The 14,756-nt window shown below is 69.6% G+C and carries 24 protein-coding genes; 18 read left to right on the forward strand and 6 right to left on the reverse strand.

What is annotated here, in order from left to right; genetic code table 11:
• Nucleotides 1-333 precede the first annotated feature (333 nt).
• Nucleotides 334-462 (reverse strand): DUF397 domain-containing protein, encoded by a 129-nt coding sequence (locus AB0K82_RS33550; protein ID WP_364404773.1) that lies wholly within the window; start codon nt 460-462, stop codon nt 334-336.
• Between the two features lie 172 nt (nt 463-634).
• Here AB0K82_RS33550 and lhgO point away from each other — a divergent pair, with 172 nt between their 5' ends.
• The gene (lhgO, locus tag AB0K82_RS33555) at nt 635-1,831 is read left to right on the forward strand and encodes an L-2-hydroxyglutarate oxidase (protein WP_364404775.1); all 1,197 of its coding nucleotides are present in this window, start codon (nt 635-637) and stop codon (nt 1,829-1,831) included.
• A gap of 154 nt (nt 1,832-1,985) precedes the next feature.
• Here the strand turns inward: lhgO and AB0K82_RS33560 are convergent, their stop codons facing one another.
• The 4 genes from AB0K82_RS33560 to AB0K82_RS33575 all read right to left on the reverse strand — a co-directional run bounded on the left by AB0K82_RS33560 (nt 1,986) and on the right by AB0K82_RS33575 (nt 5,432).
• Complete coding sequence (locus AB0K82_RS33560) at nt 1,986-2,438, reverse strand: hypothetical protein (RefSeq protein ID WP_364404777.1); 453 nt, start codon at nt 2,436-2,438, stop codon at nt 1,986-1,988.
• Between the two features lie 190 nt (nt 2,439-2,628).
• Nucleotides 2,629-3,591: a non-homologous end-joining DNA ligase gene (ligD, locus tag AB0K82_RS33565; RefSeq protein WP_364404779.1), complete on the reverse strand. Its 963-nt coding sequence runs from the start codon at nt 3,589-3,591 to the stop codon at nt 2,629-2,631.
• Between the two features lie 41 nt (nt 3,592-3,632).
• Nucleotides 3,633-3,908, reverse strand: coding sequence for a hypothetical protein (locus tag AB0K82_RS33570; RefSeq protein WP_345346516.1), 276 nt, complete (start codon nt 3,906-3,908; stop codon nt 3,633-3,635).
• A 348-nt stretch (nt 3,909-4,256) separates the two neighbouring features.
• Nucleotides 4,257-5,432, reverse strand: coding sequence for a tyrosine-type recombinase/integrase (locus AB0K82_RS33575; RefSeq protein ID WP_364404781.1), 1,176 nt, complete (start codon nt 5,430-5,432; stop codon nt 4,257-4,259).
• A 230-nt stretch (nt 5,433-5,662) separates the two neighbouring features.
• Between AB0K82_RS33575 and AB0K82_RS33580 the strand changes: the two genes are divergently transcribed.
• Nucleotides 5,663-6,262, forward strand: coding sequence for a hypothetical protein (locus tag AB0K82_RS33580; RefSeq protein ID WP_364404783.1), 600 nt, complete (start codon nt 5,663-5,665; stop codon nt 6,260-6,262).
• Nucleotides 6,263-7,129: 867 nt separating this feature from the next.
• Here the strand turns inward: AB0K82_RS33580 and AB0K82_RS33585 are convergent.
• On the reverse strand, nt 7,130-7,630 hold the full coding sequence (locus tag AB0K82_RS33585) for a hypothetical protein (protein WP_364404785.1): 501 nt from the start codon (nt 7,628-7,630) through the stop codon (nt 7,130-7,132).
• Nucleotides 7,631-7,823: 193 nt separating this feature from the next.
• Between AB0K82_RS33585 and AB0K82_RS33590 the strand changes: the two genes are divergently transcribed.
• From AB0K82_RS33590 to AB0K82_RS33665, 16 genes are read left to right on the forward strand one after another with little or no spacing between them, the layout of a single operon-like run.
• Nucleotides 7,824-8,054, forward strand: a complete 231-nt coding sequence (locus tag AB0K82_RS33590; RefSeq protein ID WP_364404786.1) for a helix-turn-helix transcriptional regulator — start codon at nt 7,824-7,826, stop codon at nt 8,052-8,054.
• Between the two features lie 46 nt (nt 8,055-8,100).
• Nucleotides 8,101-8,325, forward strand: a complete 225-nt coding sequence (locus AB0K82_RS33595) for a BldC family transcriptional regulator (RefSeq protein ID WP_364404788.1) — start codon at nt 8,101-8,103, stop codon at nt 8,323-8,325.
• On the forward strand, nt 8,325-8,699 hold the full coding sequence (locus AB0K82_RS33600; RefSeq protein WP_364404790.1) for a hypothetical protein: 375 nt from the start codon (nt 8,325-8,327) through the stop codon (nt 8,697-8,699). The genes AB0K82_RS33595 and AB0K82_RS33600 overlap by 1 nt, the downstream gene beginning before the upstream one ends.
• Nucleotides 8,699-9,610 (forward strand): hypothetical protein, encoded by a 912-nt coding sequence (locus AB0K82_RS33605; protein ID WP_364404792.1) that lies wholly within the window; start codon nt 8,699-8,701, stop codon nt 9,608-9,610. The genes AB0K82_RS33600 and AB0K82_RS33605 overlap by 1 nt, the downstream gene beginning before the upstream one ends.
• A complete protein-coding gene (locus tag AB0K82_RS33610; RefSeq protein WP_364404794.1) occupies nt 9,607-9,825 on the forward strand; it encodes a hypothetical protein in 219 nt (72 codons plus the stop codon). The genes AB0K82_RS33605 and AB0K82_RS33610 overlap by 4 nt, the downstream gene beginning before the upstream one ends.
• Nucleotides 9,825-10,862, forward strand: a complete 1,038-nt coding sequence (locus tag AB0K82_RS33615) for a lambda-exonuclease family protein (RefSeq protein WP_364404990.1) — start codon at nt 9,825-9,827, stop codon at nt 10,860-10,862. Before AB0K82_RS33610 ends, AB0K82_RS33615 begins: the two co-directional genes overlap by 1 nt.
• Complete coding sequence (locus AB0K82_RS33620) at nt 10,859-11,899, forward strand: recombinase RecT (RefSeq protein ID WP_364404796.1); 1,041 nt, start codon at nt 10,859-10,861, stop codon at nt 11,897-11,899. Before AB0K82_RS33615 ends, AB0K82_RS33620 begins: the two co-directional genes overlap by 4 nt.
• Nucleotides 11,896-12,132: a helix-turn-helix domain-containing protein gene (locus AB0K82_RS33625; protein WP_364404798.1), complete on the forward strand. Its 237-nt coding sequence runs from the start codon at nt 11,896-11,898 to the stop codon at nt 12,130-12,132. Before AB0K82_RS33620 ends, AB0K82_RS33625 begins: the two co-directional genes overlap by 4 nt.
• Nucleotides 12,129-12,431: a hypothetical protein gene (locus AB0K82_RS33630; protein ID WP_364404800.1), complete on the forward strand. Its 303-nt coding sequence runs from the start codon at nt 12,129-12,131 to the stop codon at nt 12,429-12,431. The genes AB0K82_RS33625 and AB0K82_RS33630 overlap by 4 nt, the downstream gene beginning before the upstream one ends.
• Before the next feature lie 32 nt (nt 12,432-12,463).
• Nucleotides 12,464-12,868: a hypothetical protein gene (locus tag AB0K82_RS33635; protein ID WP_364404802.1), complete on the forward strand. Its 405-nt coding sequence runs from the start codon at nt 12,464-12,466 to the stop codon at nt 12,866-12,868.
• A 56-nt stretch (nt 12,869-12,924) separates the two neighbouring features.
• Complete coding sequence (locus tag AB0K82_RS33640) at nt 12,925-13,416, forward strand: hypothetical protein (RefSeq protein ID WP_364404804.1); 492 nt, start codon at nt 12,925-12,927, stop codon at nt 13,414-13,416.
• On the forward strand, nt 13,413-13,637 hold the full coding sequence (locus AB0K82_RS33645) for a hypothetical protein (RefSeq protein ID WP_364404806.1): 225 nt from the start codon (nt 13,413-13,415) through the stop codon (nt 13,635-13,637). Before AB0K82_RS33640 ends, AB0K82_RS33645 begins: the two co-directional genes overlap by 4 nt.
• On the forward strand, nt 13,634-13,903 hold the full coding sequence (locus AB0K82_RS33650) for a hypothetical protein (protein ID WP_364404808.1): 270 nt from the start codon (nt 13,634-13,636) through the stop codon (nt 13,901-13,903). The genes AB0K82_RS33645 and AB0K82_RS33650 overlap by 4 nt, the downstream gene beginning before the upstream one ends.
• Entirely contained in the window at nt 13,900-14,103 is a 204-nt protein-coding gene (locus AB0K82_RS33655) for a hypothetical protein (RefSeq protein ID WP_364404810.1), read from the forward strand. Before AB0K82_RS33650 ends, AB0K82_RS33655 begins: the two co-directional genes overlap by 4 nt.
• The gene (locus tag AB0K82_RS33660) at nt 14,103-14,240 is read left to right on the forward strand and encodes a hypothetical protein (RefSeq protein WP_364404812.1); all 138 of its coding nucleotides are present in this window, start codon (nt 14,103-14,105) and stop codon (nt 14,238-14,240) included. The genes AB0K82_RS33655 and AB0K82_RS33660 overlap by 1 nt, the downstream gene beginning before the upstream one ends.
• Nucleotides 14,237-14,440 (forward strand): hypothetical protein, encoded by a 204-nt coding sequence (locus tag AB0K82_RS33665; protein WP_364404814.1) that lies wholly within the window; start codon nt 14,237-14,239, stop codon nt 14,438-14,440. The genes AB0K82_RS33660 and AB0K82_RS33665 overlap by 4 nt, the downstream gene beginning before the upstream one ends.
• The last annotated feature ends 316 nt before the right edge of the window (nt 14,441-14,756 follow it).

Genomic DNA, 14,756 nt, shown 5'->3' on the forward strand with positions numbered 1-14,756 from the left:
GGCGCTGCCCTTGACCCAGTCGGCCCAGGAGAGCTGCCAGTAGCCGTAGCCGTTGCCGGCGCCCGGCGGGTCCACGCGGTCGGCCAGGGACCGTAGGGCCGCCGGGGCGGCGCGCCGAATGCTCGGAGAAGCGCCCCCGCGCCGGGCGGAATGCCGGAAATGTCGGTGGGAGGGAAGGCCCTGCCCGAGCCTTGAGCCCCAGCCCCATCCAGCCGCCGTGCGCTCGCCGCGCCTGCGCCGGCCGCCGGTCCCGCGAGGGCGTGATGCAACGCTCGGCGAACGGTGCTCAGGCTGGGGGAGACGCCCAAGATTGTCCGGGGTGAGACAGGGCGTTTACCGAGCTTTCCGCTCGCCTCGTTCCATCGAGACGCCTGCGACAGCCACCTGGACGCAGCCGCCTTCGTTTCCGCCACTGCGAGTGCTCTTCCGCCAGGAATCGGGAGTCAGCAGAGGGATGCCCATGTCGTCGAAGCCATGCGTTCGATGAGTCTTCGCGACAGCCCTCCGTCAAGCGCGGCCAATGGTGCCCGTAGGTCTCCGACGCAGGGAAGGGAGCAGGGTAGGGAAGGCCTGCGTTTCTGGAGGAGAATCAAGACCGTCGCAATTCGCTGCCAGGATTGAGACGGTGTCCTCCATGGCTCTCAGCGTCGGTGTGATCGGTGCCGGAATCGTCGGCCTCTCCGTGGCTCGTCGGCTTGCCCGGTGGGACTACGAGGTCACGGTCTTCGAGAAGGAGGCCGAGGTCGCGCTGCATCAGACGGGACACAACTCCGGGGTCGTCCACGCCGGGGTCTACTACCCGCCCGGTTCGTTGAAGAGCCGCCTGTGCCGGGACGGCGCTCGCAGGATCAAGGAGTTCTGCGCCGAGCACGACCTGCCGTACGAGGAGATCGGCAAGGTGATCGTCGCGCGGTCGGCGGACGAGGCGGGGCGGCTCCGCGACATCGAGGACCGGGCGCGGGCGGCCGGTGTGCCGGGACTGCGCCGCCTTGGTCCGGCCGAGCTCGCGGAGCTCGAACCGCATGTGCGGGGGTTCGCCGCGCTGCACTCACCGACGACCGCCATCGTCGACTACCGGCTGATCGCCCGAGCCCTGGCCGACGACGCGCGAGCGGCCGGCGCCCGGGTGCTCCTCGGCCGGGAGGTGACCGGGCTGGAACGTACGGGCGCGCGGGTCGTCGTGCACACCGCCGCGGGCGCCACCACCGTTGACCGGCTCGTGATCTGTGCGGGCCTGCAGTCCGACCGTGTCGCGGCGCTCGCCGGGGACGAGCCGGCGCCCGCCATCGTCCCGTTCCGCGGCGAGTACCACCGGCTCGCCCCGCACCGCAGGGAACTGGTCAAGGGCCTGGTGTATCCCGTTCCCGACCCGGCCTATCCGTTCCTGGGCGTGCACTTCACTCCACGGGTGGACGGCACCGTCGACATCGGCCCGAACGCGGTGCTCGCCACGGCACGGGAGGGCTACCGGCGCCGTGACGTGGACCTCGCCGACCTGCGTGACATCCTCAAGTGGGGCGGATTCCGGCGCCTCGCGCGGGCCCACTGGCGCGCCGGCGTTCGGGAGGCGCTGACATCGGTGTCCAGACGGCGGTTCATCGCCGAGGCCCGCGCGTACGTGCCGGAGCTGACGCCCGGGGACGTACTGCCGGCCCCGGCCGGGGTGCGCGCGCAGGCCGTCGGCCGTGACGGGAGCCTCGTGGACGACTTCGCCATCCACCGCCTCGGCCCGGTCGTGAGTGTCCGCAACGCGCCGTCGCCCGCGGCGACGTCCGCGTTGGCCATCGCCGACCACATCGCCGACCAGGTACGGGCCTCGGCGCGCGACTGAGGCCCGGCCGCCCGGACGAGGACGTTGCCGGCTCGGGGCCGGACGGGCCGGTCGGGAAGCCGACGCGACCCGACCGGCCGTCTCCGCCGTCGGTCCGGTGGATCTTCGTCCGGCTGCGCGCCGCCCGCTACGAACAAGATCCACGGGACACCCCCTAGCCCGCGTAGGCGCGGCAGGAGACGTTCTGGTCGGTGCCCAGGCTGATGACGGTCACGTGGTGCGGCGACTTCACGCCCTTGATCAGCAAGGTGTGCCGCATGTCACTGCCCTTGAAGGCGTAGGTGACGCTGGAGGTGGCCGGGTCGCCGGTCACGGGGTTGTCGTCGGCGTCGTCGGCCTCGAAGTTCAGGGTGATGGGGGTCTTGCCCACCTTCGCGGTGACCTCGACGCCCGTACCGGTGGCCCGGTAGGTGACCGTGGTGCACGTAGGAGCGTCGGCGTCGCCCTTGGGGGACGCGCTGGGCAGCGGCTCGCCCGCCGCCGCACCGCTCGCGGGCGCGGACGAGGCGGATTTGTCCTGATGCGCGGATCCGCTGCCACCGCTGCCACCGCAGCCCGCCAGGCCGAGCCCGGCCACGGCGACGAGAACGAGCACACGCTTGCGCACGACGAGACTCCAAAGCATGAGGGATCAGTAACGACCGGCGATCCGCGGGCCGGGTCGGGCGTCCGGCGGGGACCGGATCGCGACCGGACGGGACGCCGGGGCAACTCTGCTGCCGTCACCATGATCCCGCAAATGGACACGCCGGAAGAACGGTGCGACCCCGGCGGTTCGTCGCGCATCGCCGAACTCGTCACCCCGGCTCCTCGCGGTGGACGTCCTCGGGCCGCTTGTCGGTGCGGAGCCCCCGCCAGCTGGGGTGCCGCAGGATCCCGTCCGGGGTCCACTCGCCGAACGCCACCTCGCCCACCAGTTCGGGCTGGACCCACCGTGCGCGGCGCGCGACGTCGCGGGGGGCCGACGGGTCGAAGGGGTCCTCGTCCCGTGCCAGCGGCGCCAGCCGCACGGCGAGGTCCCGCAGGTCCGCCTCGGTGAAGCCCGTCCCCACGTTGCCGGCGTACCGCAGCGGCCCGTCGTCGTGGACGCCGAGCACCAGGGACCCGATCATGTCGGCGCGGCGGCCCGCCCCGGGCATCCAGCCGGCAACGACGACCTCCTGGTGGCGAACGTTCTTCACCTTGATCCATGGGCCGCGCCGCCCCGGGTGGTAGCGGGACCGCAGCGGCTTGCCGATGACGCCCTCCAGGCCCTGGGCCTGGCCCACCGAGAAGACGGTCTCGCCGTCGCCGCGCCACCAGGGTGGGACGCGCACCGGCGCCCGGTCGACGCCGAGCCCGTCGAGGCGGTCCCGCCGTTCGGTGTACGGGCGGGCCAGCAGCGACTCATCGCCCAGGTGCAGGAGATCGAACAGGTAGTACTGGACCGGTACCGCGGAGACCAGCCGCGGACCGGGGCGCTGGACGTGCATTCGGCCCTGCAGGGTCGCGAAGCTCGGGCGGCCGTCGCGCAGCGCGACGATCTCACCGTCGAGGATGGCGGGGCGGGGCAGCATCCGGGCCAGGGCGGCCAGTTCCGGGTAGGAGCGGGTGATGTCCTTGTCGTTGCGGGACATCAGTCGCAATCTCCCACCCTCGACGTAGGCGACCGCCCGGACGCCGTCCCACTTCAGCTCCCACCCGTACTCGTCCTGATCTGGCGGCAGCGACCGTCTCAGCAGGGCCGCCATGGGCCGGATGAGCCGTGGCAGCTCGGCCAACCGGGGCTCCGGGTGCTCTTTCCCGGGGCGTACCAGGGGTCTCAGCTGACCGGCATCGCCTCACGGGCCCGGCGCTTCATCCGCTCGGCTCCCTCGTGCTCCATCTCCTCGCCGTACTCCTCCTCCATCCGCAGCGCGACGCCGAGCGCGAAGAAGGTCGGTGCCCACTCACCGACGAAGATCCCCCAGCGGTCCGCCCGGTCTATTCCCGCGTGCTCCTCCGCACGCATCGATATCGCCCAGCTGGCGAACGACGCCAGGACCGATCCAAAGCCCGCGATGTACATCATGTCGGACGTGATACCGGCGCGGCGCATCAGTCTTATCATCGTTAACCCCCCGTTGACCTGCGCATTTTCCTCGATATGGACCGGTACCCGGGGGTCGGTGCGCCATGCCGTTCACGGTGTTCAAATCACCGCCAACTGCCACCACGGCCCCTTACGCCCAAAGAGACGGACGGTCCACGACCGGCGGCCGGACAGGGACGGGCGGCGGGGGAGCGGCACCGTACGTGAACACCCCCGGCGGCAGGTCACAATGGAGACATGCTCCCTGTGGCGCTCTTCCTCGCGTTCCTGCTGCTGCCCGTGCTGGAGATCTACGTCATCTTCAAGGGCAGCGCCGCTGCGAGGCTCTGACCAGGGTCAGAGCGGGCGCAGGGATCACTGGGCGGCGCGCTGTTCCGTCACTGTTCCGTCGGGCACAGCCCGGAGGCGGAACACGGTCTTGCCAACGGCCTGGCGGGCCGCTTCGTAGGTCTCGTCGGTCACGTGCCCGTAGGTACCGAGCGTAGTCGGCGCGATTCGTGCCATGGCGCCCTTCCTCGAGTGGCCCAGGATCACGATGATGCCGATCAGGGAGACGCCAGCGTCCATGAGGATCGTCGTGTAGAGGTGGCGGAGCATGTGGATGCCGGTCAGCCGGCTGTCGGTCAGATAGCGGACGCGGTTCTCCTCATCGAGGACCGGCGGGGGGATAAGGCCGACTCGGGACAGCGCGGGCTTCCACACGCCGTCGTTGTAGATCGTCGGAGCGACGTGTTTGTCGTACGTCCTGGGGTCCTTGCGGCTCGGGCCGCGCAGCGTCTCGTTAGCGGGCCCGGACCAGCGCAGCAGGAGGTTGCAGGTGAACAGCTCCTTCGCCACCTTGCCGTCCTCCTCCTCCCACGGGAGTGAGTACGGCCGGGGCTTGGCCCGGCCTACGTGGAGGCGGATCTGATGGGCAACCCAGTCAGGGAGCGGTACGGTGCGGGTCTTGCCGTACTTGGGCAGCTTGAAGTAGGCGCGGCCGCGGGCGACCAGGAGTTGCCGGCGCACGTGGATCACCTTGCCGTCGAAGTCGATGTCGTCGATCGACAGCCCGTGGATCTCGCCTTGCCGTAGGCCGCACCCAACGGCAAGAGCGGGCAGCAGCCGGTACTCCTCGGGGTGTTCCTGGATGATGCGCCACGCCTGCTCCGCTGTCCACGGTGACCGCTCTGCGGGGCCTCCTCCTGGGCGGTGGACGACCTTGGCCCGGGCTGGGTTGTCGCGGCGCAGTTCGTCGGCGACAGCCAGGTCGAAGATCCCGCAGATTACCCGGTAGGCGGCGCTGACGGTCGCGTATCCGTACTTGCTTTCCAGCTCGACGAGCCATTCGTCAATTTCGGACGGCTTTACGGTCTTAACTCGGCGCTTCCGAAAATGAGGTTCGACGTGGAGGCGGAGGACGGACTCGTACTTCTTTCTGCTGGCGGTACTCAGGCGCTGCAGAGCGAGCCATCGGCTACCGAACGAGCCGACGTATTCTCTGCCGGCCTTCGGGTCGATGTACTCGCCTCGAGTGACGTCGGCCTCCATCTTCTTCCACTTGGCGTCAGCGTCTTCCCGTTTGGTGAACGCCTGGGATTTGTCGTTCCCGTCGGGGTCCTTCCAGACGGCGAGCCAGCGTTTGCCCTTGCCCCAGCGGGCGCTGCGGACGCGAGTGCGCTTCTTGTCAACGTAGTGAACGGTGTCATCTTCGGCGTCTGCCGGTCGTACGGGGCGTGTCCAGAGGTCTTTTACGTAGCCCACGGGGATCGTCCTTCGTGGTGGCCGAGACGCTTGGGAGAGGGGTCGGCTCCTCCTCCGGGTCTCGGCGCTGCGGAGGAGGAGCCGGGCCGGCCTACGGCTGGCCGCAGGGGAACGGGATCGGTGGCGTGCCGGGCGGGCAGACAGATCCCAGCATCATCGTGGCCGAGGAGTCCAATGTGTCGGCGGGAGAGGGGGAGGGAGACGGCGGGATCGTCACGTCTGGGGACGTTGCCTCGGGCAGGGGAGTCGTTGGGGTCGCTGTCGGATCGCTGGACGTGATCGACGGTTTCGGGGTGTCCAGCGGCAAGGAAGGCTTCGTGGCGTCGGGAGGGGTCGAGGCTTCTGTGGAAGGGGAAGACGAAGTACTGGTGCTAGGGGCCGGGCTGCTCGGCGCCGGGGGCGTCGGTGTTGGAGTGGTAGGGGTTGCTGACGGCTGCGGGGAACCGCTTGGCACCGGCGTGGAAGGGCTCGGAGTCGGCGTCGCAGACGGGGGCAGCACGATACTCGAGGGCCCTGGCGAGCTGGACGATTCTGCCGTCGGCGTGGCCGCCAGGTTGTCCGGAGCCGAGCGCGTCGGCGCCGGCGTGCTGGTGTCGGCGGCGTTCGACGGATCGTAGCCTTCCGCCCTGGTAGGTGCGGCGGCCGCATGCGGCGGCCCCGGTAGCGGGAGCTCGCCTGTCACGACGGTATATCCGCCGGCGGCGACCGTGACGGCGATCGCTGTCTTGGCCGCTAGGTCAACCGCGGCGGGCGCCGCGTTGAGCGGCCCTACCAGCCCGTGCCAGCGCAGATGCCGTCGTAGAACGCTCCAAGTGAACGGCACGATGGCAAGAGGGCGCAGAGGCAGCGGGAGAATCTTCGCCAGCCGGTCGGTAACGATCGGCCGTTCGGAGGTCATGACGAAGATCGGCTGCTCGCCGACTCTCCACTGCATCGTGAGGATGCCGCCGGGGAGGGACTGGCCCTGTAGGACGGGGACGCCGGCCAGGAGCTGCTCATTCGTCTCGTCGTAGATGCGGATCAGTTTGCGCCAGACATCGGCTTCGTGCCGAGGCCGGGGACGGCCGCTCCCCGAGCGGCCCATGCGGATGGTCACCATCTCGCCGTCCCCGATCGGCACCAGGAACTTATCCATCGCGTCGCCGAACTGCAGCGCGTACTCGAGTTCCTCGGGCACCTCGAGCTCGCTGTCAATAAGTCCGGCCCGATATGCCTCAGCCCTAGCGGCGGCGAGTGAGGCATCTTTCGCAGCCAGCTCCTCGGCGAGACGACGGATGGTGAATTCATGATTCGGCCGACGGTGGTCGGGATTGGACATGCTTCGCCCCGTGTTTCAACTCTCGAATGCGGTCACTCCAGGCACGCCAGAGATAGGACGTCACAGTACGTCACTTCGTGCAAACAGGCCACGGGGTTGTGATCAAGGTGTAATCGGGTGTTTCGTTGCCGACCCGAATTCAGCGTTTTGTGTCTGACCTAAACCCTTATGTCTGGCCAAAACCCTTACGTCGCGTAATCGATTGGGCGCGCGATGCAGCTTCCGGCGTCGACCTTCGGGTCTCGCGAATCATGCCAATCAGCATCTTGATTTCGCTGTCCGTGACCAGGGTTAGCCGTTCGTACATCTCCCTGGCGTAGGGGGCCAGGCCCCGCGCGCTGACTTCGGCCGGGATGCCTGGCTCGCGAAGCCCTTCGGAAGCTTCCGGCGGTGATGGCCAGTCGAACGGGATCGGGAGGGTGGGGTGGACACGCGTCGGCTCCCCGCCCTCGTCGATGGTCTGGAGGCTGCCGCGCGCCCATTGAAGGGCGTCCTCGAGCTTGCTCTCGGTGAGGGTGCCATGCGTGGTGGCATCCCGTATGCCTCGACGGATCTTGCGGATCGTCTCGTGGGAGACGCCGGCGGCGTCTGCGAGGTCGCGCCAGCGGGCATAGCCGAGTTCGCGTCTGCGCTGGTCAATCAGCTTGCCGATGCGTGTCGTTTCCACCCGGTGCACGGTACCAAAGTAGTCCTAACTTTGGCCTCATCTTGGACGGGTTCGCCCAGGTTAGAGAGGGGCCAACGCCCCTGACTCTCCCTCGTGACCAGCGGTTCGCCAACTGACCTCGACGGCACAAGCGCATAACTCGTGCAAAAATAGGGCTTCTCAGTTGTGCCAAACTTGCACTAGTTTTGCACTCATGCTGAGTCACACCGTGTCAGGCCAGGAGGTCCGGAGCCTGCGCGAGGCCAGGGGCAAGTCCGTACGTCAGCTCGCCGAAGAGGCGGGGATCAGCGCGGACTACCTCTACAAGATCGAGCGCGGCGCGAAGAACCCCTCCGCCACGGCCACCGGCCGTCTGGCCCAGGCCCTCGGTGTGCAGCCCAAGAAACTGCTCGCCCGCCCTGCGGCGGCCGAGCCCTCCCAGTAGCCGCCACTCGGCTGGCTTCTCCAACCCCTACGAAAGGGATCTGTTCGTGAGCACCCGCGAGTCCCTCGAAGGCGTCGAGCCGCTGCTGACGCCCGCCGAGGTCGCCACCATGTTCCGCGTCGACCCCAAGACCGTCACCCGCTGGGCGAAGGCGGGCAAGCTGACCTCCATCCGGACGATCGGCGGGCACCGCCGCTACAAGGAGGCCGAGGTCCGCGCCATCCTCAGCGGCGCGCCCATGTCCCCCGCCAACGGCGACGCCGACGCCTGATGAGCAGGAAGACCGTCACCGCGACGGAGGCCGCCCAGCTCCAGCAGCTCGCCGAGCGCTGGCCCGTCGGCCTCCGTGTCCGCAACAAGCACACGATGTGGAGCGGCACGATCGTCTCCGGCCGCGCCGCCGACTGCCCCGGGGCCTACACCGGCCCGGAGCCCGCGCACTGCTTCGTGCCCACCGAGACCGGCGAAGTCCCGGGCGCGGTGTGCGTCCAGTGGGACCACCCGAACACCCAGCCGAACGCGGACCCGGCCAAGCCGTACACCGGCGTCTGGCCCAACCCGAGGACCGGCCCGGCCTGGATGCGTCCGGGCGTCCTGCGCCCGATCAAGAGGGAGCGGACCTCGACGCGACGGGCAGGTGCCTGATGCCCCGGATCGAATACGTCGCCAAGAACTTCTCCACGAACAGCCTCGCGATCATCCGCCGGGCCGAGGAGATCTGCCGTGACTACGCGGCCCAGGGCTACGACCTGACCTTGCGGCAGCTCTACTACCAGTTCGTCGCCCGTGCCTGGCTCGCCAACAAGCAGACCGAGTACAAGCGGCTGGGGAGCATCGTCAACGATGCCCGTCTGGCCGGCCTGCTCGACTGGACGTACATCGTCGACCGAACCCGGACCCTGCGCGGCCTGTCTCACTGGGACTCACCCGACCAGATCATCCGCGGCTCGGCGTACAGCTACCGCACCGAACGGTGGGCCAACCAACCTCATCGTGTTGAGGTCTGGATCGAGAAGGACGCCTTGGTCGGCGTGATCAGCGGCGTCTGTGGCCGCCACGACGTCGACTTCTTCAGTTGCCGGGGCTACACGTCCCAGTCCGAGCTGTGGGGCGCCGCCCAGCGGATGCGGCAGTACCAGGACGCCGGTCAAAAGCCGATCGTGATCCACCTCGGTGACCATGACCCGTCCGGGATCGACATGACCCGCGACATCGAGGAACGTCTGCGCCTGTTCGAGGCGGACGCCAAGGTCATCCGGATCGCGCTGAACATGGACCAGGTCGAGGCGTACGCCCCTCCGCCGAACCCGGCCAAGCTCACCGACAGCCGGGCCCACGGCTACATCCGCCAGTACGGCGAGAGCTCGTGGGAGCTCGACGCGCTCGACCCCGCGACGCTCGGTCAACTCATTGAGGACGAAATCGCCCGCTGGCGGGACCAGGACCAATGGGACCGGGACACGGCCGCGATGGAGGCCGAGCGGTCCGTGCTGACGGAGGTCTCCCGCCGTTGGCACGAGGTCGCCGACTTCATCCAGGCCGGAGGCGACCGATGAGCCGCCCGACCGATTACGAGCGTCCCCTGCCGGACACGGTCGTAGCCCGTACGGCGGCGACCGATCCCATCACCTACCAGGCACACGGCGCGATGGCTGTCGGCTCGAACGAGCTGGCCGCCGAGAACGAACTCAGGTCGCTGTACGAGCTGTCCGAGGACATGCGCTCGAGCCACGCCGAGTGGCTCACCGCACAGCACGGAGGCCCGTGCTGATGGGACGCCTGGTCACACCGACCGCCCGCCTGCTCCTCCCGGCCAACGCCGGCCGGGAGGAGTGGGAGGCGGCCCGCCAAGGAGGACTCGGCGGCTCCGACATCGCGGCGGTCCTCGGCATGGACAAGTACCGTTCACCCCGGCACGTCTGGCTCGACAAGCGGGGGGAACTGCCCGACCTGCCCCGGGACCCCGAGCTCGACGAGGCCGCCGAGAGCGGCACGGAGCTCGAGGACTACATCGCCCGGAAGTTCGCTCGCAAGACCGGCACCCGCGTACGCCGCGTCGGCACGCTCGTCCACGTCGATCACCCGTGGATGCGGGTCAACATCGACAGGCGCGTGTACGGGTGCCCGGATGGTCCGTGCCTGCTGGAGTGCAAGAACCGGTCCGAGTGGCAACGGCAGCAGTGGAGCGAGGAGGTGCCCGACGGGCCCGCGCTCCAGGCCCATTGGGGCTTGGCCGTCACCGGCTACGGTCACGCGCACGTCGCGGTCCTGCTCGGCGGGAACAGCCACCGACACTTCCGGATCGAGCGCGACGAGGAGTTGCTCAGCCACCTCATCAGCTACGCGGGCGAGTTCTGGCAGAGCGTCACCGACCCGGCCGCGCCGCCGCCGCCTATCGATGGCTCGGACGCGGCAACCGAGCTGCTCGCCCGGATGTGGAACGCGACGAAGGACGCCAAGGTCCGCGTCGACCCGGACGTGGTTCGCCCGCTGATCGACCGCAAAGACGAGCTCGTGGCGCAGATGGAGGAGCTCGCCGTCGAGGTCGCACGGATCGAGAACCAGCTCAAGGAGATGCTCGGCGAGGCCGAGATCGGCGTCGACGCCGCCGACAACGAGCTCGTGAGCTGGAAGCAGAACGGCAACTTCGCCCCGAAGCGATTCGCCAAAGAACACCCCGAACTCGCCGCGAAGTACACGCGGCTCGCCGAGGTCTTCGACCTCAAGACCTTCAAGGCAGAACAGCCCGAGATGTACCGCGCGTACCGCGCTCGGGTGCTGCGTACCCCCACGAAAGGGACCTCGTGAGTATCTATTTGAAGAAGCGTGTCATGGCCAAGGCCCGCGCCCAGGCCAGGCGCGACCAGGCCGCCCCGCCGCCGGCCGCCGCCAGCCAGGCGGAGACCAGCGCGGAAGACCGGCCGGTCGAGGACAAGATCGCGGACGCCCGGGCGATGTTCCTCAAGATGAGGGACGAGTTCGCCGAGGTCCTCCCCAAGCACGTCCCCGTCGACCGGTTCATGCGCAGCGCGTTGATGTGCCTGCGGAAGCGACCGGCCCTGCTGGAGTGCGAGAGCGCCAGTCTGTTCGGTGCGCTGATGGAGTGCGCGCGGGTCGGGCTCGAGCCCGGCACGAAGCAGACCGCGATCGTGCCGCGCGGCAAGAAGGTCATCTTCATCGCGCAGTGGCACGGCCTGGTGGACCTCATGTACCGGTCCGGGCAGGTGTCCGCGGTTCACGCCGAATTCGTCTACGCGGGCGAGCCGTACGACTACACCCTTGGCGACGACGCGGGGTTCTGGCACAAGCCGGATCTGCTGGCGCGCCGGGGTGAGGACGCCGAGATCATCCTCGCCTACGCCTACGCCGTGATGAAGGACGGGACCCGCTCTCAGCTCGTCATCCTCAACCGGGAACAGGTCGAAGAGATCCGGGACGAGCACTCCAGGGACTACCAGCGGGCCGAACGTGCCCGCGAGGAGGACCCGGCGCTGTTCGCGGAGCAGCCCGACCTGCCGAGGTTCAACTCGTACTGGCACACGTACTTCCCCGAGATGTGGCGGAAGAGTTGCGTGCGGGCCCTCGCCAACTGGGTGCCGCAGTCCCCGGAGCTGCGTTACCTCATGGCCCGGGAGAACGCGGCCGGTGAGATCGACAACCTCGCCGACGTGATCGCCCCCGGCGACATCTTCGACGGCGAGGACGACGAGAACAGCGACGCGGGGGAGCCCGGAGGACAGGACGACCTGCCGCCGGTCCCGACCGCTACGCGGCCGGACGACGACCTGTGGCCGCAGACCGGCCCCTGGCCGGCCGACGAGGAGTCCGGGAGCCAGGCACGATGACGGCACTGGCCCCCGCGCACCCACGCGCCGCCGACCGGCTCCTCCTGATCGAGGAGATCGCCGAACGGCTGCGGCGCAGCGAACAGTCGGTCCGCTACCTGCGGCATCGCGGTGAGCTGCCGTTCTTGTTCCGGGACGGGCGGCGGCTGGTCGCGTGGGAGTCCGACGTCTTGTCCTACCTCGAAAGGCTCCAGGAAGCCGAGAAGGCCGCGCGGCAGGAGACGGCCGGATGAGCACGGACGTCCGCGCGAAGGCCCTCGGCTATCTCCGGGACGGGCGGGTCACCGTCAGCGCCGCGACGTTCGCCGGCCTGGCCCGAGTCCCGTACGACGTGCTCGCGTACGTCGACGGCTACCGCAGCACGTACATCGTCCGCTTGGTGCTGGACACCTGGGCGTGCTCGTGCGCGACGGCTGGCTGCCCGCACGTCGCGGCGGTGCAGCTCGTCACCGGTCATCCCTCCGTCGCCCGCAAGGACGCGGAGGCCAAAGACAGCGCGGTCCTCGCCGAGCCACCGGCGAGGACCGCGTGAACAGGCCCATCTCGCTGGAAGGAGCCAGGGCCATGGATAACCGTATCGCCGAGGTTGAGACGGACGAGATCGGCATGATCCTGCCGGGAGACACGCTCGTCCGTCACCCTGACCACCCCGAGCAGCCCTGCGAACTGGTGATCACCGAGATCCGCCGGTTCCTGCGCGACCACCACCAAGAATCCCGGGTCGACTATCGGGCCCCGGACGGCAGCGTCGGCTGCATCACCGAGCCGATCCGCCACCGCGTCGAGGTGGCGCACACCGCCAACGTGCACGAGATCCTTCGCGGCCTGTCGGACCAGGAACGTTTCCAGATGCTCGCCTTCCTCTCGGGCTTTTGCCGGGACGGGTTCGCGACTGCGCTGGCCCGGGTCCAGGACCAGCGGGACGCCGTCGCCCGCCAGGCCGAGCGCATGACGGAGGCCACCGGATGAGGACCGGCGCCAAGAGACACCACGACCGCAACCCCGTACGGAATGAGAACGACACGATGACCATGCCCCCCGCCTCCGCCGTCACGATCACCAATCCCCGCGCGATCGAGCTCGCCGCCGACCAGATCACCATGCACCAGCAGCAGGCCGAGCACGCCAAGCAGCTCATGCAGAAGCACCTGGGTGACGCGGAGGCCGCCGACCAGCGCATCGCCGAGATGTGGCAGGAGATCACGCGCCGTCAGCAGGAGCTCGACCAGGTCAAGGAGCAGATCACGGAGCAGATCATGCGCGCCGAGGCCGTACGGGAGCAGGCGAAGGCGGAGGCCACCAAGGCGGCCACCGAGCGGGACGCCCACCAGCAGATTTGGCAGACGCTGGCCGCCCAGCTCAACCCCGAGACGGTCCGGCAGGTCGCCGAGCGGCGCCCGCCGGCCGAGTCGCCCGCGCGCGCTGACGCCTTCATCGGTGACGCCATCCGCGCTCAGTACCCGGACCTGCAGCCGCAGTCCGCCGACGGCCGTACCAACGGAAGCCAGCACGCATGATCACGAATGCTCTGCTCGAGGCGATGGAGGCCCGGCCGGTCGACGGCTGGGCCGCCATGCCCCGGACGAAGGTAGACGGCGCGATCGTCGCGCTTCTCGAGGCCGCGCGAGGTCACCTGGACGAGGAGCACGCCGACCGGATGCGCCGTCTGGCGTCCACGCTGATCTTGATCCAGAGGGACACCGACGCGGCGCTCCAGGCGGAGGCGGCCGCGTCATGAGGTTCGCGCTGAACCTGGCGATCAGGTGGACCCCCGAGGAGGCCAAGCGCCTGGCCGTCATCGGTTCCCGTACGGCTGTCGCGACGCTCCTGTGCGTTGCTGTGCTGAGCGGGGCGGCGGCGTTCGCGGTGCCGTCCTGGTGGCTGGGCCTGCTGTTCGGCATGGTCGCGGTCGTCAACCTTGCCCAGGCCGTCGCCGTGGCGTGCACCGCGAGGGCCTTCGAGCGGACGGTCCGGGCGGCGCAGGAAGGCGGGCGTACGTCATGACCGTCGCCGCCGTCGTCCTCGTCGTGCTGGGTGCGGTGCTGCTGGTGGGGTACCTGCTGGTGCGCCGCGCCGAGCGCAAGGACCAGGCCCGCGAAGACGCCTGGGTGCAGCACGTCCGTACGGCCCTCCGCGAGGTCGAACGTGCGGCGCCGAGGGACGAGCTCGCGGAGTTCCGGCGCAGGCGGCAAGGACGGCGGTAATGCTGCGAGTCCTCGTTTCGTCCCTGCTCCTCGGCTGCGTGATCGCGCTCGCCGTCGCCGTGCACGTCTGGGTGTCCTACCGGCGGCCGGTCCAGTACGTCGAGGCCGAGCCGGACCGGGCGGAGGTCGACCGGTGACCCGCGTACTTCTCGCGGCCTGCCTTCTGGCCGTCTCCGCGACGCTCGCGGTGGCGACGGGCCCGCTCCTCGTCGCTGCGGCCTTCTACCCAGGCTGGGCCGACACGGCACGGTGGGCGCTGGCCGGAACCGCCACGGCTACCGCAGCGGTCGCCGTGGCGTACGGCGCGGCCACCGTCCGGTTCGGGACGAACCGATGACCACCACCGACTACGCGGGCCGCGTGTCACCCCTTGAGCACGCGGCTCGCCTCCGCCGAGCAGACGCGGACTGGTCCCCCTGCGCCTGCTCGGACGCCCTGTCGCCCGTGGCCGCATCCCCACGGTCGGCAGGGCAACGCCGGCAGGCCCCGCCCTCCTGGTCGGGGTCTGCCGGCACCCTCCCACGGCGTCGCGACGGCGGCGCTGAGCAGGGGAGCCGGGAGCACGCGCGGGCGTGCTCGCCCCCCGCCGAGCGCGCCCCCGTCCGCCACCACGTGGGGCCCCCCGACCACGCCGGGCCGCCCCCCCCCCCCAG

Origin of the sequence: Actinoallomurus sp. NPDC052274 (assembly GCF_040679475.1) — a bacterium.
In the GTDB taxonomy this organism is placed as follows: domain Bacteria; phylum Actinomycetota; class Actinomycetes; order Streptosporangiales; family Streptosporangiaceae; genus Actinoallomurus; species Actinoallomurus liliacearum.

Excerpts from the sequence above, each read along its gene's own strand:
- AB0K82_RS33610 (WP_364404794.1), top strand. The coding sequence starts at position 9,607 with ATGAGCCGCCCGACCGATTACGAGCGTCCCCTGCCGGACACGGTCGTA.
- AB0K82_RS33650 (WP_364404808.1), top strand. The coding sequence starts at position 13,634 with ATGAGGTTCGCGCTGAACCTGGCGATCAGGTGGACCCCCGAGGAGGCC.
- AB0K82_RS33645 (WP_364404806.1), top strand. The coding sequence starts at position 13,413 with ATGATCACGAATGCTCTGCTCGAGGCGATGGAGGCCCGGCCGGTCGAC.
- AB0K82_RS33640 (WP_364404804.1), top strand. The coding sequence starts at position 12,925 with ATGACCATGCCCCCCGCCTCCGCCGTCACGATCACCAATCCCCGCGCG.
- AB0K82_RS33625 (WP_364404798.1), top strand. The coding sequence starts at position 11,896 with ATGACGGCACTGGCCCCCGCGCACCCACGCGCCGCCGACCGGCTCCTC.
- AB0K82_RS33605 (WP_364404792.1), top strand. The coding sequence starts at position 8,699 with ATGCCCCGGATCGAATACGTCGCCAAGAACTTCTCCACGAACAGCCTC.
- AB0K82_RS33630 (WP_364404800.1), top strand. The coding sequence starts at position 12,129 with ATGAGCACGGACGTCCGCGCGAAGGCCCTCGGCTATCTCCGGGACGGG.
- AB0K82_RS33660 (WP_364404812.1), top strand. The coding sequence starts at position 14,103 with ATGCTGCGAGTCCTCGTTTCGTCCCTGCTCCTCGGCTGCGTGATCGCG.
- AB0K82_RS33575 (WP_364404781.1), bottom strand. The coding sequence starts at position 5,432 with ATGGAGGCCGACGTCACTCGAGGCGAGTACATCGACCCGAAGGCCGGC.
- AB0K82_RS33635 (WP_364404802.1), top strand. The coding sequence starts at position 12,464 with ATGGATAACCGTATCGCCGAGGTTGAGACGGACGAGATCGGCATGATC.
- lhgO (WP_364404775.1), top strand. The coding sequence starts at position 635 with ATGGCTCTCAGCGTCGGTGTGATCGGTGCCGGAATCGTCGGCCTCTCC.
- AB0K82_RS33570 (WP_345346516.1), bottom strand. The coding sequence starts at position 3,908 with ATGCGCCGCGCCGGTATCACGTCCGACATGATGTACATCGCGGGCTTT.
- AB0K82_RS33590 (WP_364404786.1), top strand. The coding sequence starts at position 7,824 with ATGCTGAGTCACACCGTGTCAGGCCAGGAGGTCCGGAGCCTGCGCGAG.
- AB0K82_RS33550 (WP_364404773.1), bottom strand. The coding sequence starts at position 462 with ATGGGCATCCCTCTGCTGACTCCCGATTCCTGGCGGAAGAGCACTCGC.
- AB0K82_RS33615 (WP_364404990.1), top strand. The coding sequence starts at position 9,825 with ATGGGACGCCTGGTCACACCGACCGCCCGCCTGCTCCTCCCGGCCAAC.
- AB0K82_RS33600 (WP_364404790.1), top strand. The coding sequence starts at position 8,325 with ATGAGCAGGAAGACCGTCACCGCGACGGAGGCCGCCCAGCTCCAGCAG.
- AB0K82_RS33655 (WP_364404810.1), top strand. The coding sequence starts at position 13,900 with ATGACCGTCGCCGCCGTCGTCCTCGTCGTGCTGGGTGCGGTGCTGCTG.